At 61.5% G+C, this 15,423-nt stretch carries 13 protein-coding genes and 1 pseudogene; 8 read left to right on the top strand and 6 right to left on the bottom strand.

All coding sequences use genetic code 11. The features are described from left to right. The first annotated feature begins 316 nt into the window (after nucleotides 1-316). On the top strand, nucleotides 317-988 hold the full coding sequence (locus tag ACIPSK_RS22420) for a class I SAM-dependent methyltransferase (RefSeq protein ID WP_162119286.1): 672 nt from the start codon (nucleotides 317-319) through the stop codon (nucleotides 986-988). Nucleotides 989-1,007: 19 nt separating this feature from the next. After that, a complete protein-coding gene (locus ACIPSK_RS22415) occupies nucleotides 1,008-1,643 on the top strand; it encodes a TetR family transcriptional regulator (RefSeq protein WP_162119287.1) in 636 nt (211 codons plus the stop codon). A gap of 108 nt (nucleotides 1,644-1,751) precedes the next feature. Here the strand turns inward: ACIPSK_RS22415 and ACIPSK_RS22410 are convergent, their stop codons facing one another. The 3 genes from ACIPSK_RS22410 to ACIPSK_RS22400 all read right to left on the bottom strand — a co-directional run bounded on the left by ACIPSK_RS22410 (nucleotide 1,752) and on the right by ACIPSK_RS22400 (nucleotide 4,311). Beyond that, nucleotides 1,752-2,474, bottom strand: coding sequence for an ABC transporter permease (locus tag ACIPSK_RS22410; protein WP_162119288.1), 723 nt, complete (start codon nucleotides 2,472-2,474; stop codon nucleotides 1,752-1,754). Between the two features lie 136 nt (nucleotides 2,475-2,610). Beyond that, nucleotides 2,611-2,889, bottom strand: coding sequence for a metal-sensing transcriptional repressor (locus ACIPSK_RS22405; RefSeq protein ID WP_024323399.1), 279 nt, complete (start codon nucleotides 2,887-2,889; stop codon nucleotides 2,611-2,613). A gap of 72 nt (nucleotides 2,890-2,961) precedes the next feature. Next, complete coding sequence (locus ACIPSK_RS22400; RefSeq protein WP_162119289.1) at nucleotides 2,962-4,311, bottom strand: cation diffusion facilitator family transporter; 1,350 nt, start codon at nucleotides 4,309-4,311, stop codon at nucleotides 2,962-2,964. A gap of 401 nt (nucleotides 4,312-4,712) precedes the next feature. Between ACIPSK_RS22400 and ACIPSK_RS22395 the strand changes: the two genes are divergently transcribed. The 6 genes from ACIPSK_RS22395 to ACIPSK_RS22370 all read left to right on the top strand — a co-directional run bounded on the left by ACIPSK_RS22395 (nucleotide 4,713) and on the right by ACIPSK_RS22370 (nucleotide 11,787). Next, entirely contained in the window at nucleotides 4,713-5,609 is an 897-nt protein-coding gene (locus tag ACIPSK_RS22395) for an aldo/keto reductase (protein ID WP_162119290.1), read from the top strand. Nucleotides 5,610-6,320: 711 nt separating this feature from the next. Then, nucleotides 6,321-7,598 (top strand): alpha/beta hydrolase, encoded by a 1,278-nt coding sequence (locus ACIPSK_RS22390; RefSeq protein ID WP_162119291.1) that lies wholly within the window; start codon nucleotides 6,321-6,323, stop codon nucleotides 7,596-7,598. 179 nt (nucleotides 7,599-7,777) lie between these two features. Continuing rightward, a complete protein-coding gene (locus ACIPSK_RS22385) occupies nucleotides 7,778-9,028 on the top strand; it encodes an NAD(P)/FAD-dependent oxidoreductase (RefSeq protein ID WP_162119292.1) in 1,251 nt (416 codons plus the stop codon). Between the two features lie 9 nt (nucleotides 9,029-9,037). Continuing rightward, entirely contained in the window at nucleotides 9,038-9,748 is a 711-nt protein-coding gene (locus tag ACIPSK_RS22380; RefSeq protein ID WP_162119293.1) for an SDR family oxidoreductase, read from the top strand. Between the two features lie 15 nt (nucleotides 9,749-9,763). Continuing rightward, on the top strand, nucleotides 9,764-10,801 hold the full coding sequence (locus ACIPSK_RS22375; RefSeq protein WP_162119294.1) for a 4-hydroxyproline epimerase: 1,038 nt from the start codon (nucleotides 9,764-9,766) through the stop codon (nucleotides 10,799-10,801). A 632-nt stretch (nucleotides 10,802-11,433) separates the two neighbouring features. Then, on the top strand, nucleotides 11,434-11,787 hold the full coding sequence (locus tag ACIPSK_RS22370) for an ADP-ribosylation/crystallin J1 (protein ID WP_162119295.1): 354 nt from the start codon (nucleotides 11,434-11,436) through the stop codon (nucleotides 11,785-11,787). A 299-nt stretch (nucleotides 11,788-12,086) separates the two neighbouring features. Here ACIPSK_RS22370 and ACIPSK_RS22365 read toward each other — a convergent pair. From ACIPSK_RS22365 to ACIPSK_RS22355, 3 genes and pseudogenes are all read right to left on the bottom strand, one after another. Next, nucleotides 12,087-12,368: pseudogene (locus ACIPSK_RS22365) on the bottom strand (TetR/AcrR family transcriptional regulator); the annotation flags it as partial. Between the two features lie 235 nt (nucleotides 12,369-12,603). Continuing rightward, complete coding sequence (locus ACIPSK_RS22360) at nucleotides 12,604-14,148, bottom strand: putative bifunctional diguanylate cyclase/phosphodiesterase (RefSeq protein WP_162119296.1); 1,545 nt, start codon at nucleotides 14,146-14,148, stop codon at nucleotides 12,604-12,606. Nucleotides 14,149-14,614: 466 nt separating this feature from the next. Then, entirely contained in the window at nucleotides 14,615-15,277 is a 663-nt protein-coding gene (locus ACIPSK_RS22355) for a hypothetical protein (RefSeq protein WP_162119297.1), read from the bottom strand. Nucleotides 15,278-15,423 lie beyond the last annotated feature (146 nt).

Genomic DNA, 15,423 nt, shown 5'->3' with positions numbered 1-15,423 from the left:
GTTCGCCATCGAGCGGCCCCGTCTGAGCTGAAGGGCGGCCTCCGAGCCGCCCTCAGTTTGTTGGCAGACATCGCTCTCCCCTCGGCACCATCCTCGGCCTTGCCAGCCGGATACGGCATGTCCTTCCCCAGTTGTCGTTCTTACGATGTTGCACCAAATGCAAAAATGCAATAAGTACAGAATCGCGCAAACAGTTGACGGTGGTGTTGCGAAAAGCCGCAGCCAGGAGCGATTGACGCGTCTGCCTTGGAATTGCCATGCTCGCCGCGATGGTCGCATTTCGTAATCAATCGAATTTCAGACGGGTGGGATAATCATGACTGCAAAGTCCGCGCGCGCCGATTTCCTGCATTTTTTCCGCTGCTGGATCAGCAATCCGCTTCGGGTCGCGGCGATCGCACCGTCAGGGGATTCGCTTGCCAGGATCATGACCGGTGAAATTGCCGTACTCGACGGTCCGATCATCGAGCTCGGCCCGGGAACCGGCGTCTTCACCCGGGCGCTGCTGGCGCGCGGGGTGAGCGAAGCGGATCTGACCCTGATCGAGTATGGCCCGGAGTTCATCACCTCGCTGCAGGCGCGGTTCCCAACGGCGCGCATATTGCAGATGGATGCCGCCCATCTCGCCCATGCCGATATTTTCGAAGGCGAACCGGTCGGCGCGGTTGTCAGCGGCCTGCCGCTGCTCTCCATGTCGCCCGACAAGATCGCCTCGATCATGGCCGGCGCCTTCGCCTATATGCGGCCGGGCGGGGCCGTCTATCAGTTTACCTATGGTCCGCGCTGCCCGGTGCCGCGGCCGATCCTCGAGCGTCTCGGCCTGAAGGCGGTGCGCATCGGCGGGACGGTGCGCAACCTGCCGCCGGCGTCTGTCTACAGGATTTCGCGCAGCAAACCGCTGGAACTGTCGCGCGAGCGCATCGGCTATCGCGAGAGCGAGACTGATATCGACGACGTCGCCGCCTTTTCCAATGAACCCGGCGGCTGAACGATGATGCCGGGCCGGAATGGCTGAGAACAAGCGGACGGAGACGACCGAAGGCAGGCGGGAACGCAAGCGGCGGCAGACGCGCGCGCGCATCGAGCAGGCGGCCATGAACCTCTTTCTGCAGCGCGGCTTCGAGGCCACGACGATCGAGGACATCACCGAGGCGGCCGATGTCTCCAAACGCAGTTTCTTCGATTATTTCCCCTCCAAGGAAGAGGTGGTTTTCGCCTGGCAGGATGCCTTCGCCGATCGCCTGATAGCGGCAATCGCCGCAAGGCCGGTGGGCGAGTCCTCCGTCGCCGCGGTCGAGGCGGCGATCACCGCAACCGTCATCGCCTCCGTCGACGAGCCTGGCTTGGCGAGTGGGGACCTCATCCATCGCACGCCGGCGCTGAAGGCCCGCGACCAGCTGAAATACGCCAGGCTCGAACAGAAGCTCGCCGAGGCGCTGCTGCTGCGCAAGGGAGGTGATCCGCTCGAGCGGCCGCGCATGCGCGTCCTTGCGGCCATCGTCATCGGTGCGCTGCGCGTCGGGGCTGAGCTCTGGCAGCAGCGCCCGCCAAGTGCTTCGCCGCAGGATTTCGCCCGGGAGATTTTCACCGACCTTTGGAAGATGCTGGCGGAATTCGGCGACGAGGCAAAGACCAGGCGTTGACGCGGGGCCGGCTGAGGCGGCGCAGCCCAGCTTCGGGTTCCAACCGCCGTCGATCTGACGATTTCAGTCGTCCGCCTTTGATCGGTGCATAAGCCCGCAAGCAAAAGATCAGGCAAAAATGGTTTCATGGAGAGCGACGGCAACGAGGATCGCGCCGGCCGCCGCCTCGATGGATTTCGAAACCACCGCCAGAAGCCTCGGCCGCGTGCTCATCAGGCGGGCGAGCTGCTCGCGGAACATCACGGCGAGGATTGCGACCGCCGAAAGCGTGACGCAGACCCCGAACATCATCGACAGGGCAAAGAGCAGTCCGGTGATGACCACCTGATGGATCATCGCGAAAGTCATGACGAACAAGGTCAGAGGGCAGGGGATCAAGCCGGCCATGAAACCGACGGCGACGCCTTCGCCGCTTGAATGGGTGTGTGCATGTCGGAAGAGGGCGCTCGATACCATCCACAGCCCGATGAGGCCGAGCAGGCCACGGCTTACGGCCTGAAGTACGGGTGCCGACCCGGCATCGACGAAGGAATGCGAGACCAGAGGCAGCGCGAGCAGTGCGATCAGCACGGCCATGCTCACATGGGTGAACGACAGAGCCATCGACACCAACAGCGCCTTGTGGGCCTTTATCGAGGATCCCGTGAGGTAAGTGGCGAGCACGGACTTGCTGTGCCCCGGCGTCAGGGCATGGGCTGCGCCGAAGGCGACGCCCATTGGAAGAAAGGCAAGGAAAGCAAACCAGCCGCCGCCAGCGGCGAACGACTTGATATGCTCTGCGAATGACAGGTAGATGTCGCGCTGGAATTCGATGATCTGCTGCCAGGGCATCAGGCCAGTCCCGTCGTCAAAACTGTAAGCAGGATATAGCGCCCCAATTTCGCGATGGCCACTGGCAGACCGCTGGGATCGAAGCGGCCGCCATTACCCACGAAGAATAGGCCGCCAGGTAACCTCGGTCATTTCCTCAAAGATATTTCGTAATCGTCTTGAACTCGTCGATCGACTGCCGCTTGTCGCGCGGCAGGGCGCCGACCGTCTCTTCGAGGCAGTGGTCGAGATGATCCTGGATCAGCGTCCGTTTGGCGTTGATGATCGCCTTCTCCACCGCAGAGAGCTGCTGCGCGATGTCGAGACACGGCTTGCCGGCCTCGATCATCGTGATGACGCTCTTCAGATGACCCTCGGCCCGCTTCAGGCGCTTGACGATCTCCGGATGGGTGGCGTGGGTGTGAGGTTCGGTCATCGTGTCCATGTTCTCGATCCTTCCGAGCAGAAGGGCGCTCGACCTTACGCCGGGGATCGCCTCCGGGACAAGTCAGTGATGATGGCCTTCCGGCGCTTCCATTCGAAACGGAAGGTCGTCGACGTCGACGCCTGCCATCAGCTTCAGCACCGCATCGAACGCGTGAGGCTCGGCCGGAGCGACGTTGCTGATCAAGGCGTGATGATCGGCCGGCGAAGGGAGCAGAGGCAGCCGCTCGACGAAACCATCGCGGGCGATCTCCACGACGGCCTCGAGCCCCTTTGCGTGTTTCGAAATGGAGAGCCGCATGCGTTCACCCTCCGGCGTGTCGACAATCTCCAGCAATCCGGTCGCCAATCGGGAACTCACCGTGAACGCAGCGGGAGCATGGTGATGCCCGTGGCCGCGATGGTTGGAGGGCGCTTCGGCGGCTGCCTCGTCGATCTGGATGCTCGCCGTACCCAGCGCCGGAAGATGGGCGTGAAGCTCATTGCGAAGCGTGGCCACGATGACGTTGGCATCCGCGACGGGCTTGTCGCCGCTGACCGAAATCGTAACGTCGGCATGGAGCCGGTGACCGATCCAGCGAGCCTTGACGTCCGTCAGGCGTTCGATGCCTGCGACATGCTCTGCTGCATGGTGGATCTCGTCCGTAATCCCCGGCTCGATGCCGTCGAGGCTGCGGGTGATGATGGCTCGCGCCGATTGCCAGACGATGCCGAAGATCGCGATGGTGATCAGCAGGCCGATGATGGGATCGGCGAGCGGAAAGCCGAGCCAGGCCCCGACCGCACCGAGCACGACGGCCAGGCTCGTCAAACCATCGGTGCGGGCGTGGTAGCCGTCGGCGATCAGCGCGGCGCTGTTCATCTGCCTGCCGACACGGATGCGGAACACCGCCACGGCCTCGTTGCCGATGAAGCCGACGACGCCGGCGACGGCGACCGCCAGAAGCTGGGTGATCGGCTGCGGGTTCAGCAGGCGGTCGATTGCCTCATAGCCGGCGACGATGGCGCTGAAGAGAATGATCAGAACGATCAGCATGCCGGCAAGGTCCTCGACCCGGCCGAGGCCATAGTTGAAGGTTTTCGTCGGCTTCCGTCGGACCAGTGTGAAGGCGATCCACAAAGGAATTGCGGTGGCGGCATCGCCGATATTGTGGATGGTGTCGGCCAGCAGCGCCACGCTTCCCGAAGAGAAGACGACGACGAGCTGCAGGGCTGCGGTGATGGCCAGAATGACGAACGACCACTTGATCGCCCAGATGCCGCGCTCGGACGAGGCGATGCTCGGATCGACGACGCCGTGCGTATGCCCGTGGCCTCCGGCATCTCCATGCGAATGGCCGTGCGAGCCGTGACTGTGGCCATGGGATTGACCGCCTTGACCGAAACCGAACCATTCCCTGATGCTGACCAACATTGCAGATCTCTATCCAAACTGGATTTAGACCTATCCCCCTGGAGAGGATAGGTCAAGTTGGCTTCTTGTCTGCAGATGCGATCCAATTCCATGCGAGGCTCGAACGCTCCTTGCGAGTCTATCCGGCGCCGCTGTTCCAGCACCATTTCTTTCGTCGGCCCCGTTTGTCGAGCCCTGTTATCGGGTCTGTCCTGTCCTATATCTGCAAGCGTCGCAGCGGCCACATTCTGATGATCCCCGCGATAGGCGGATCTTCACCATGCCGGGCATCGCTTTCGATCAGGGCAGACATTCGCGCTCGAAGGCATCTCCGAAAGCCTCGGCATCCGTGCCGCGGCTGTGCAATCCGCCTCCGAGCGTTCCACAGATTTCAATGATTGATTGATAAGAGAGGAAAGACCATGTCCAGTCACAACGCAGCCCAATACAACGCAGCAAAGTCAGGCACCTTCAGGATCGGCGGCGATATCGAGATCAATCGTCTCGGTTTCGGCGCCATGCGCGTCACCGGCAAGGGCATCTGGGGCGAGCCTTCCGATCATGCCGAATCCATCCGCACGCTGAAGCGCCTGCCGGAACTCGGCGTCAACTTCATCGATACGGCCGATTCCTACGGCCCCGATGTCTCCGAATGGCTGATCAAGGAAGCGCTGCATCCCTATGGCGGCAAGTCTGTCATCGCCACCAAGGGCGGCCTGACCCGCCACGGTCCCGATATCTGGCTGCCCGTCGGACGTCCGGAATATCTGATCCAGCAAGTGCATAAAAGCCTGCGCAATCTCGGCGTCGAGCAGATCGATCTCTGGCAGCTGCATAGGATCGATCCGAAAGTGCCGGCCAGGGAGCAATTCGATGCGATCAAATCGCTGCTCGATAGCGGCCTCATCCGCCATGCGGGTCTGAGCGAAGTGTCCGTTGCCGACATCGAGGCCGCCTCGAAGCACTTCAAGGTCGCGACCGTCCAGAACCGCTACAATCTCGTCGACCGCACCAGCGAGGACGTGCTCGATTATTGCGCCAAGCACAATATCGGCTTCATCCCGTGGTATCCGCTGGCCGCCGGCGACCTCGCCAAGCCAGGCTCACTGCTCGATACGATCGCCAGGAAGCACAATGCAGCACCCAGCCAGATCGCGCTCGCCTGGGTGCTGAAGCGCAGCCCGGTGATGCTGCCGATCCCCGGCACCTCCAAGGTCAAGCATCTCGAGGAAAATGTCGCAGCCGTCGACATCACCCTCTCGAACGAGGAATTCTCCGCCCTCGACGGCGAAGGCAGGAAGGTCTTCAAGGCTGCTTGACGAGGCGGGAAACGGAGAGGTCGCGGTGTGTTCCCTTCTCCCCAGCGGGGAGAAGGTGCCGGCAGGCGGATGAGGGGGCCACACGGCGTGCCCTTCCATTCCTATCCCGCACCCGTTGTAGGAAAGACCGGCTTCGCCGGCCCCCTCATCCGCCCTACGGGCACCTTCTCCCCGCTGGGGAGAAGAGGGAGTCGAGACGCCGCGGCATGTCCCTTCGCTCCGTTTACGTGACCGTGGACGGGTCGAGAGCTGTGGTTCGACCCGGCAGAGGTGGCGGCCTCCAGATGAGGGCAATGCCGGCGATCCCCGAGGCCGCAATTTTCGGCATAATTTTGACCATCCGGTCAAACATGCTGCAAAATGAGGCGGTGACCTGTTGTTTTGGGGGCAAGCCTTGCATACAGTGCATTGCTGCATTGCGGTATTTTCGCTATGCCGAATCAAAAGAATTGGCTATACCTATCTTCGTAAGCAGCGCACTCCTCCTCCCAGCGCTCTTACATCGGACTGACAACACTCCTCCTCCCAGTTGTCAGTCAGGATCAAGAGCCCGGCGCACCTCCTCCCGCGTCGGGCTTTTTTCTTTTCCCCCAAGTCTCATTTCTCTCATGCCCAAAAGGCTTCGACCGCCCGCGGTTTGACTCGGCAAGCGTCGTCGGACTATTTGGACGGGCGCCGCCTGTCCGGTGCGTGAACCGATTGGAGTTGGTCATGATCGGCAAGAGACGCGCCCCGCACGCGGCCGTGACAGGTCTTTTGGTGGCAATGATGGCGCTTTCCGGCTGCGGCGGCAGGCCGGTCGGTGTCATGCAGGCGACCGGCACCGTGCCGCCCGGCACGTCGAAGGTCGATCTGCTCGTTGCCACGACACGCGCTGCCGACGACAATCCCGCCGTGCTTTTCTCCGGTGAGCGCGGCACCGGGCTCACCGTCAATGCCGTCGATGTCTCCATCCCGCCGGAAGCCAATCGCAAGGTCGGCCAGGTGCAATGGCCAAGCCGCCTGCCGGCCGATCCGCTGCGCGATTTCGTCACCGTTTCCGTCGATCCGCTGGAAGGCGAGCGGGCCGGCGAGACCTGGCTGAAGTCGCATATGCCGAAGAGCCGCCGCGTACTGGTCTTCGTCCACGGCTTCAACAATCGTTATGAGGATGCCGTCTACCGCTTCGCGCAGATCGTCCACGATTCGCATGCCGACGTCGCGCCCGTCGTCTTCACCTGGCCGTCGCGCGGCAGCATCTTCGATTATAATTACGACAAGGAAAGCACCAACTATTCCCGCGATGCGCTGGAGGAGTTGCTGACCCGCACCGCCGCCAATCCAGCCGTCAGCGACGTCACCATCATGGCGCATTCGATGGGCACGTGGCTCACCGTCGAATCGCTCAGGCAGATGGCGATCCGCAACGGCCACGTCGCACCGAAGATCAACAATGTCATCCTTGCCTCGCCGGATCTCGATGTCGATGTCTTCGGCCGCCAGTTCGCCAGCCTCGGCAAGGACAGGCCGCACTTCACCATCTTCGTCTCTAGGGATGACCGGGCTCTGGCGCTTTCACGGCGCATCTCCGGCAATGTCGACCGGCTCGGCCAGATCGATCCCTCCGTCGAGCCCTATCGCAGCAAGCTCGAGGCCGCCGGCATCACCGTGCTCGATCTCACCAAGCTCAAGGGCGGCGACCGCCTGAACCACGGCAAATTCGCCGAAAGCCCCGAGGTGGTGAAGCTGATCGGCGACCGGCTGATTGCCGGCCAAGCGATCACCGATTCCAATGTCGGCCTCGGCGAGGCCGTCGGCGCCGTGGCGATGGGCGCTGCCCAGACCGCCGGAAGTGCTGTCAGCGTTGCCGTCAGCACGCCGATTGCGATCTTCGATCCGCGCACCCGGCGCAACTACGACGCCCAGCTGAAGCGTCTCGGCCAGTCGATGAACAATACCGTCGGTTCGGTCGGCGACAGCGTCGGTGCGGGCCTGCCGGAAAGCCAGTAAAAATTCCAGCAATTCCAGCAAAAGTGCAGATCGGTTTTGCGTTTCGGGTTTGCGAAAAAACAAAGAGATAGAGAATTTTCGTGATCCGGGAAAAACGGAAATTCTCTAGGCATCGCATCTTGTTGTGATATATCAGATTCACGACGGCACTTCTGTCTGCCGTGCGATGGGTTGATGGCATGGCGGATGAGACGAAGAGAAACGTGGCGGTCGTCGGCGCAGGCGTGATCGGCGCCTCGATCGCCTTTGAGCTGCAGCGGCGCGGGTTTGAGGTGACGCTGATCGACAAGGGCGAGCCGGGCCGCGGCACCTCCTTCGGCAATATGGCAAGCATCGCGCTCGATTTTGCCGCCGGTTCCGGCCCTTCGACCTGGAAGAAGATCCCCGGCTGGCTGCTCGATCCGGAAGGCCCGGTCTGGCTGCGTCCCTCTTATGCCGTAAGGATGCTGCCCTGGTTCCTGCGCTTCCTCGCTGCCGGCCGGCCCTCGCGTCTCCGAGAAATCGAGGATGCCGGCATGCGCCTGTCGAACCGGGCGCTCGGCGATTTCAAAGAGCTGCTCGAGGCGATCGGCGCACCCGAGTTGATGACCGAGGAGGGGTGCCTGGCGATCTACGAGACCGAGGCGGAATTTGCCGCCGATCGCAGCCATCTCGCCATGATGCAGCGCTACGGCCTCGAATTCGAGGTCTTGAGCAACGGCGCCATCCAACATTACGAACCCAGCCTTTCGCCGGCGATCGCCAAAGCCGTGCTGCTCCCCGACAACAAATCGATCCGCGACCCCTACAAGCTGGTGGTGAAACTCGCAGACGCCGCAAAGGCTGCCGGCGCAAGCTTCGTCTCCGGCACTGTCAGGAATATCGAGAGCCGGGGCGATGGCACCGTCGTCGTTCTCCTCGAGGATGGCAGGCGTATCGAGGCGGGTTCGGTCGTGCTTGCCGCCGGCGTCCACACCCGTTTCCTCGCCGAAAAGCTCGGCGAGCCGATCCCGCTCGAAACCGAGCGCGGCTATCACACGCAGATCATGAAGCCGGGCATCGCGATGCGCTATTCGGTGATCTGGCCGCATCGCGCCTTCATGGTGACGCCGACGGCGGGCGGCATCCGGGTCGGCGGCAATGTCGAGCTCGCCGGCCTCGATGCCGCGCCCGATTTCCGCCGTCCGCGTGTGCTGGTGCGCCATGCCCAGCGTGCGCTGCCCGGTCTCAAGGTCGAGGAGACGACGGAATGGATGGGGCATCGCCCGGCGCTGCCCGATACGATCCCGATCATTTCGCCCTCGTCGAAACTGCCCGGCGTTTTTTATGCGACCGGCCACGGCCATCTCGGCCTGACCTTTTCGGCAACGACAGCGCTGGTGATCGCCGATATGGTGACCGGGCTCAAACCATCCCTCGACATGACGCCGTTCCGCATAGACCGCTATTAGGAGGCCCCGATGTCCGAAACCACCAAACCCGTCGCGCTGATCACCGGTGGCGGCCGCGGCATGGGCGAGGCGATCGCCCGCGAGCTCTCGGCGCAGGGCTATCGGCTGGCGCTGATGTCGCCGTCGGAAAGCTGCGAGAAGCTGGCGGCCGAACTTGGCGGCGTCGCCTCGCGCGGCGTGGCCGAAAAGGCCGAGGATCTCAAGGCGATCTTCGACCTGACGATGAAGACCTATGGCCGCATCGATGCCGTCGTCAACCTGAGCGGCCATCCGCCGAAGGGCGACCTGCTCGATATATCGGACGAGAACTGGACGCTCGGCTCGGACATGATGATCCTGTCGCTGGTGCGCATGGCCCGCCTGGTGACGCCGGTCATGCTGAAACAGGGCAAGGGCGCCTTCGTCAACATCACCACATTCGCCGCCTACGAGCCGACGCTGGTCTTCCCGGTTTCCTGCACCTACCGCGCCGCTGCCGGCGCCTTCACCAAGCTTTATTCCGATCGTTATGCGGCCGACAATATCCGCATGAACTGCATCCTGCCGGGCTATATCGACAGCCTGAACCACAAGCCCGAGACCGCCGAGAAGGTCCCGATGAAGCGCATCGGCCATGTGGAGGAGATCGCCAAGACCGCGGCCTTCCTGCTCTCCGAAGGCGCAGGTTACATCACCGGCCAGAATATCCGCGTCGATGGCGGCGTCACCCGTCACGTCTGATCTGGAGTTTTCGATATGAGATGGAAGCGCACGATCCAACTGCTGGATGTCCACGCCGAAGGCGAGATCGGCCGCGTCGCGATCGGCGGCGTGCCGAAGATCCCCGGCGATACCATCGCCGCCCAGCTGCACTGGCTGAACACCGATCCGAAGGGCGACGAGCTTCGCCGCTTCCTTTGCCTGGAGCCGCGCGGCGCGCCGATCGGCTCGGTCAACCTGCTGCTGCCGGCACGGCACCCGGAGGCGGACGCCGCCTTCATCATCCTGCAGCCCGACCAGGCGCATGCGAGTTCCGGCTCGAACTCGATCTGCGTCACCACGGCCTTGCTCGAATCCGGCATCGTCGAGATGAAGGAGCCGGAGACGATCGTCACGCTCGAAACGGCCGCCGGCCTTGTCAAGGCGACGGCAACCTGCCGCGACGGGCGCTGCGAGAAGGTCAGGCTGACCATGGTGCCCTCCTTCGTCCACGAGCTCGATGTTGCAATCGACACGCCGCATTGGGGAAGGATCAAGGCCGACATCTGCTATGGCGGCATCTTCTATGCGCTTGTTGATGTCGGCCAGATCGGTCTGACGATCGAGAAGGCCAATGCCGCCGGCCTCGTCCAGGCCGGCATGATCCTCAAGGAACTGATCAACCGCGACATCAAGGTCGTCCATCCCGAGATCCCGGCAATCTCGGGCGTCGCCTATGTCATGTTCCGCGATACCGAAGCCGATGGCACGGTGCGCACCTGCACCACCATGTGGCCGGGCCGGGCCGACCGCTCGCCTTGCGGCACCGGCAACTCCGCCAATCTCGCGACGCTCTATGCCCGCGGCAAGGCCAAGGTCGGCGACACCTTCACCTCGAAATCGATCATCGGCTCCGAATTCGAGGTCGGACTGCAGGCAGTGACCGAAGTGGCCGGCCGCCCCGCCGTCATCCCCACCATCACCGGCCGCGGCTTCACCTTCGGCCTGACCCAGGTAGCGTTAGATCCCTTTGACCCGCATCCGGGTGGTTTTGCGCTGACGGATGTCTGGGGGCCGGCCGCCGGCGAGATTTGAACGGTTATCGGAAACATATTGGATCTCAATGAGCTATCCCGGCCGGAGACTTCCTTTCACCGTTGAAGTTGGAAAACACGGGGAGCCTCCGCCGCTCAATGTTTCTCATCTGTCGGAGGGCCGCATCGTTCTGATTGGGGGTAGCCGGATAACGGGCACGTATGAACTTCGGCAAGAAATTACCTTTGTTGACGAAGGCAACCGTTGGGAGAACGAGGACCTCTACGCCAAGCTAGTCCATCTTAATTCGAATGGGGTTCCCTTTCAATTTCAGCCAAGAGAAATGAGATCACCTGATATGCTAATGGCCTGGTGGCAAGAGATCGGGAAGATCAAAGTGAGCTTCAAGGAGATATTCTGGCGTAGTCCAGATGATTGGCTGCTCACGACGATTGAGCCTCCTGTCATCGGAACGCGTGGTTGGGCCGGACCCAAACCTTTCGGATGTTGAGTTTTGATCAAAGAATCTCGCCAGCGCGGCAATCTCCGCAATAAGCTCTGGTTCTATCTTAATCACTATAAGTCGACTCTTGACGAGCACCGCATCGGTTTGCCTTTCTCTGAAGCGCCCGTTTGAATGACTTCCAAGTCCTCGCGCGCCGCGAGACTGTCGGATTGCCGCAGAGACGAAGATGAGCGAAGATATCGAAATTATTACGCTGTGGCGTCCGGTCGGGCCCGAGGAACTGGCGCTTATTCGCGATCTCGACATGCGCGGATTTCCGCCGCGCTTGCCCGATCAGCCGATCTTCTATCCCGTGCTGTCGGAAGATTATGCGGTCAAGATCGCGCGCGACTGGAATGTGCCGAGGAGCGGATCGGGCTTCGTCACGAAGTTTGACGTGAGAAAAGATTACCTCGACGGCCATACGGTCCAGGAAGCGGGCGGCCGGGCGCATCTCGAATATTGGATACCTGCAGAGGAGATGGACCGCTTCAACGCTGCGATCGTCGGAACCATTGAGGTCACGAAGACCTTCCCGTAACCGCGTCCCGCCGGTGTCGTCCTGACGAATGGCTGCCCCTCACCCTAACCTACCAGGGTCGAGCCACTCGTCTCGACCCGTCCTTCGGACCCCCGTAAAAACGGGGAGAGGGGACGTGCCATACGAGACGCGAGAGAGGGACGGAGAGGTTGCCGCATATCCCCCCTTCTCCCCTCGGGGAGAAGGTGCCGGCAGGCGGATGAGGGGCAACGGCACGCGCCAGCGATGCTACCAAGCTTCCATGACCGACTGATCAAAGCTGACGCAGGAGCATCCACGTAACGATTTCGAGAACGCGCTCAACCTCGCCTGAGCTCAGCACCACCGGTTCGAGTGTCCCAACCCAGCATGGCCAGTTCGGCGACTGCCTCCAGTTCGCCGCGGGTCGCTCCGTCGCGGGCCAGGATCGACATGCCGTTCTGAACGGTCTGGACGAAGCGGGAGCGCGCATGGACGTCGGTCGAGGCTGGAATTTCGCCTGCTGATATCGCCTGGTTCAGGCGCGCCTTCAGGCGGTCGAGCGTGACGGCGCGGGCGGCGCGCACGAGTTCGCCGAGTTCCACGTGACCCTCGCTGCCTCGGTCATCCCAAGTGCGTGAGCATCCGTCGCTTAAGGTTTAGGATGAACGTTTTGGAGGGTGTGGAACGGCTGGTCGGCCAGATGGACAGCGCTTATTTGCCGATGGCGTCAGGTCCTATGCGTTCGATGCCGACAAAGCCAAGCAGCTTTGACCGAAAAGTGAGGCATTGATAAGCGTAACTTGAAGTCGGTAAGCTCGTGTCGGCTCTGATTCAGAGCCGATATACCGCGGCCCATCAACCGCGTTGCAAAATTCTGGCGCTGGCCTGGCCTGTGGCAAGCTTCTCGGCCGGCGCTGGCCTGCCAAGCAGATATCCTTGGCCGATGTCGCAACCCAGGTCCTGAAGCCGCTGAAGCTGGCTCTCCTCTTCGATACCCTCGGCCGTTATCGTCACGCCAAGTCCCACGCCGAGAGCGATGATCGCCCTGATCACCTTGTCTTGCTTATCGTCGGTTTCGAATGAAGAGACGAAACTCCTGTCGATTTTGATCTTGTCGAACCGGTAGTTGGATAGTTGCGAGAGGCTGGAATAACCTGTTCCAAAGTCGTCGAGAGCAATCCCGACCCCGGCATTCACCAGATCATCGAGGACGATTCGTGCCGTAACGGCGTCCTGGATGATGGCGCTCTCCGTCACTTCCAGCTCGACCCGGTGCGCGGGCAGACCGACATCGCCCAATATCTTGAGAATTCTGAGCCCGAGTAACCGATCGCTCAGCTGGATCGGAGAAAGGTTGAATGACAGGACGAGCTCGCTTGGCCAGGAAAGCGCATCGGTGCAGGCGTGGCGAAGCAGTTGGTCGGTCAATTCGACGATCAGACCGGCTTCCTCCGCCACCGGAATGAATTCGTTCGGTGGGATGAATTCGCCGGAGGCCGTCTTCCAGCGTGCCAGCGCCTCGAAGCCGATAATCCTATTCGTTTTCAGGTCCACGAGCGGTTGATAGTAGGGAACGATCTCGGCCTTCCTGATGGCTGCTCTCAGATTAGCTTCCATCCGAATGCGCTTCGCCAACTCGTCCTGCATCGAAGGCACGAAGGGCTTCACCAGATTGCGCCCCTGCTTTTTGGCGACATACATCGCACAGTCGGAATGTCGAATGACTTGACTGAGATCATCGCCGTTCTCCGGAAAAAGCGCGAAGCCGACACTGGCGCCGAGGTCAACGGCGACACCATTGAATGTGAACGGCTTGCCGATCACGGTCACTATGCGGTTCGCCAACGCGGCAAGATCGGGATTTCCGATTCGCCGCGCCAGGACAACGAATTCGTCTCCACCAAGGCGGAAAACGTGTTCGCGGGGAAAGAGGGAAGAGAGCCGCTGAGCAACAGTCTTCAGCACCGCATCACCGTGATCATGCCCCAGGAGGTCGTTGACCTTCTTGAAGCCGTCGAGATCGATGCTGAACACGGCGTAGGCTTCTTCCCTTTGATCGGTCATCGCCTGCGCGCATACGGAATCCAGAAACCTGCGGTTAGGCAGTTCGGTCAGCGTGTCGTGACAGGCAATCCAGTCTACGTTCTTTTCGGCCTGCAGCCGGCGATTGACCTCCCTCGAAAGATCCCGGATTCTCAGTGCGGAATAAATGAGCCCGAGAAACCCGGAGATATTGAGGGCGAGGAGCGCATGGTCCAGCGGATAGTCATGGTGCTTCTCGATGAACCGATCCAGCCCTTCATGCCATTGGAGGAACCAAGACAGGCAGAAGAGAAGCAGGAAGACCGCGAGCCAGGCAACGATCTCCACCTGCGGTCTGGTTGGTTGGATGCGAGGCATATGAACAGGCTCCTGTTGTGTGAAGAGCCATCATGGCCAGCTCGAAGGACCGCATCGTCCCCAAGATGCTTTCAATCAACAGCCGACATGGCTGATGCTCGTATCATCGAATGCCGCGTCGGGCATTGCAGTCGTTGATCAAGCTGCGCAGCACCGACAAGTCCGTAAGATCGTCCACCTTCGAAGGTTAATGTCGCGTTTGCATTGACGAAGGTGCGGGCGTTTCGCTGCGTGAATTGGATATCTTTCCCGTAAATCGGATGAGGCTTCGATTCGATGGTGTCTGCCGGTCGCCGCCATCTGCCATTTTCAAATGGTTGAAGAACCCGCCGGAGGATCAGCAGTCCTTGAAAAGGAATGGGCGTGACAGATTTACAGCGCCCGCGCGTCTTTTCAGCATCCGCGCGTCGCCGGCGACCGCGGGCCGGCTCCGCAGTCTCGCCAGGGTAGGGCATCCCAGGGCCGATCAACCCGCCAGCATGGTATCCCCCAGGCTGTAGCAGTGGCTTGCCTGATAGGCGTTCCGACCGCGGTTCATGTGCGTCAGATTGAAAGTCCGAATGGCGCGCAACATGCGGCGTTCCGCCAGGAATTTGCGGATCGAGGCGGAGCCTCGCACAGTGATGCCGAAAATGTCCTCGCCGCGCGGGAAAAAATAACCGACGTCTTCGGGCGTCGTGACGCAGTCCTCGAGAAAAGCCTCGTCCACATTGCCCTGCGCGGGGGAATGGTCGGTGGTGAAATGCGAAAGATGCACCAGGAATCGTGCACGCAGGCCCTCGCCGTCGGCGTAGAGCGTGAAAAGCTCCATCCAACTCGCATTGACGCGGACGAGCGGCTTGTCGGACGTCGAGGGCAGGCACGAAACCGACCAGTAGTGACGCTCGGTCTTGCGCGGGATGGGAATGCAGGCTTGCCCATAGACCCTGAGAATTTCCAGCAGGTCTTGCGCCTGCGGGCGACGAAGCAGCTTCTCGAACCGCGCGACGTACCTGAACCGCTGTTCCAGGGACTCCTCGCGTTCTTCGGCGTCGATCAACTCCGCCTCGCCTTCTATCCAATCGCGCTGCTGCTCAGGATCCAGAAACTTGCGCAGACCGGTGGTGCTGCGACGGGGAGTCGTGCTCATGTCAGATCCGTGTCTTCATCGCTTCACCGGCCTGATCCCGCACGTGTCCATGCGGCCGCGCGACGTCGGCTCCTGGTGGTAAGGCGTCGTTCGCAGCGGGCGGTTTGCCGGCGCGGTGCACCAACGCACCGGCCGCACCATAACAT

The sequence above is a fragment of the Rhizobium sp. LARHSG275 genome (assembly GCF_052871115.1).
Note: the sequence above shows the minus strand (reverse complement) of the source record. Positions and strands in the feature narration are given on the sequence as shown.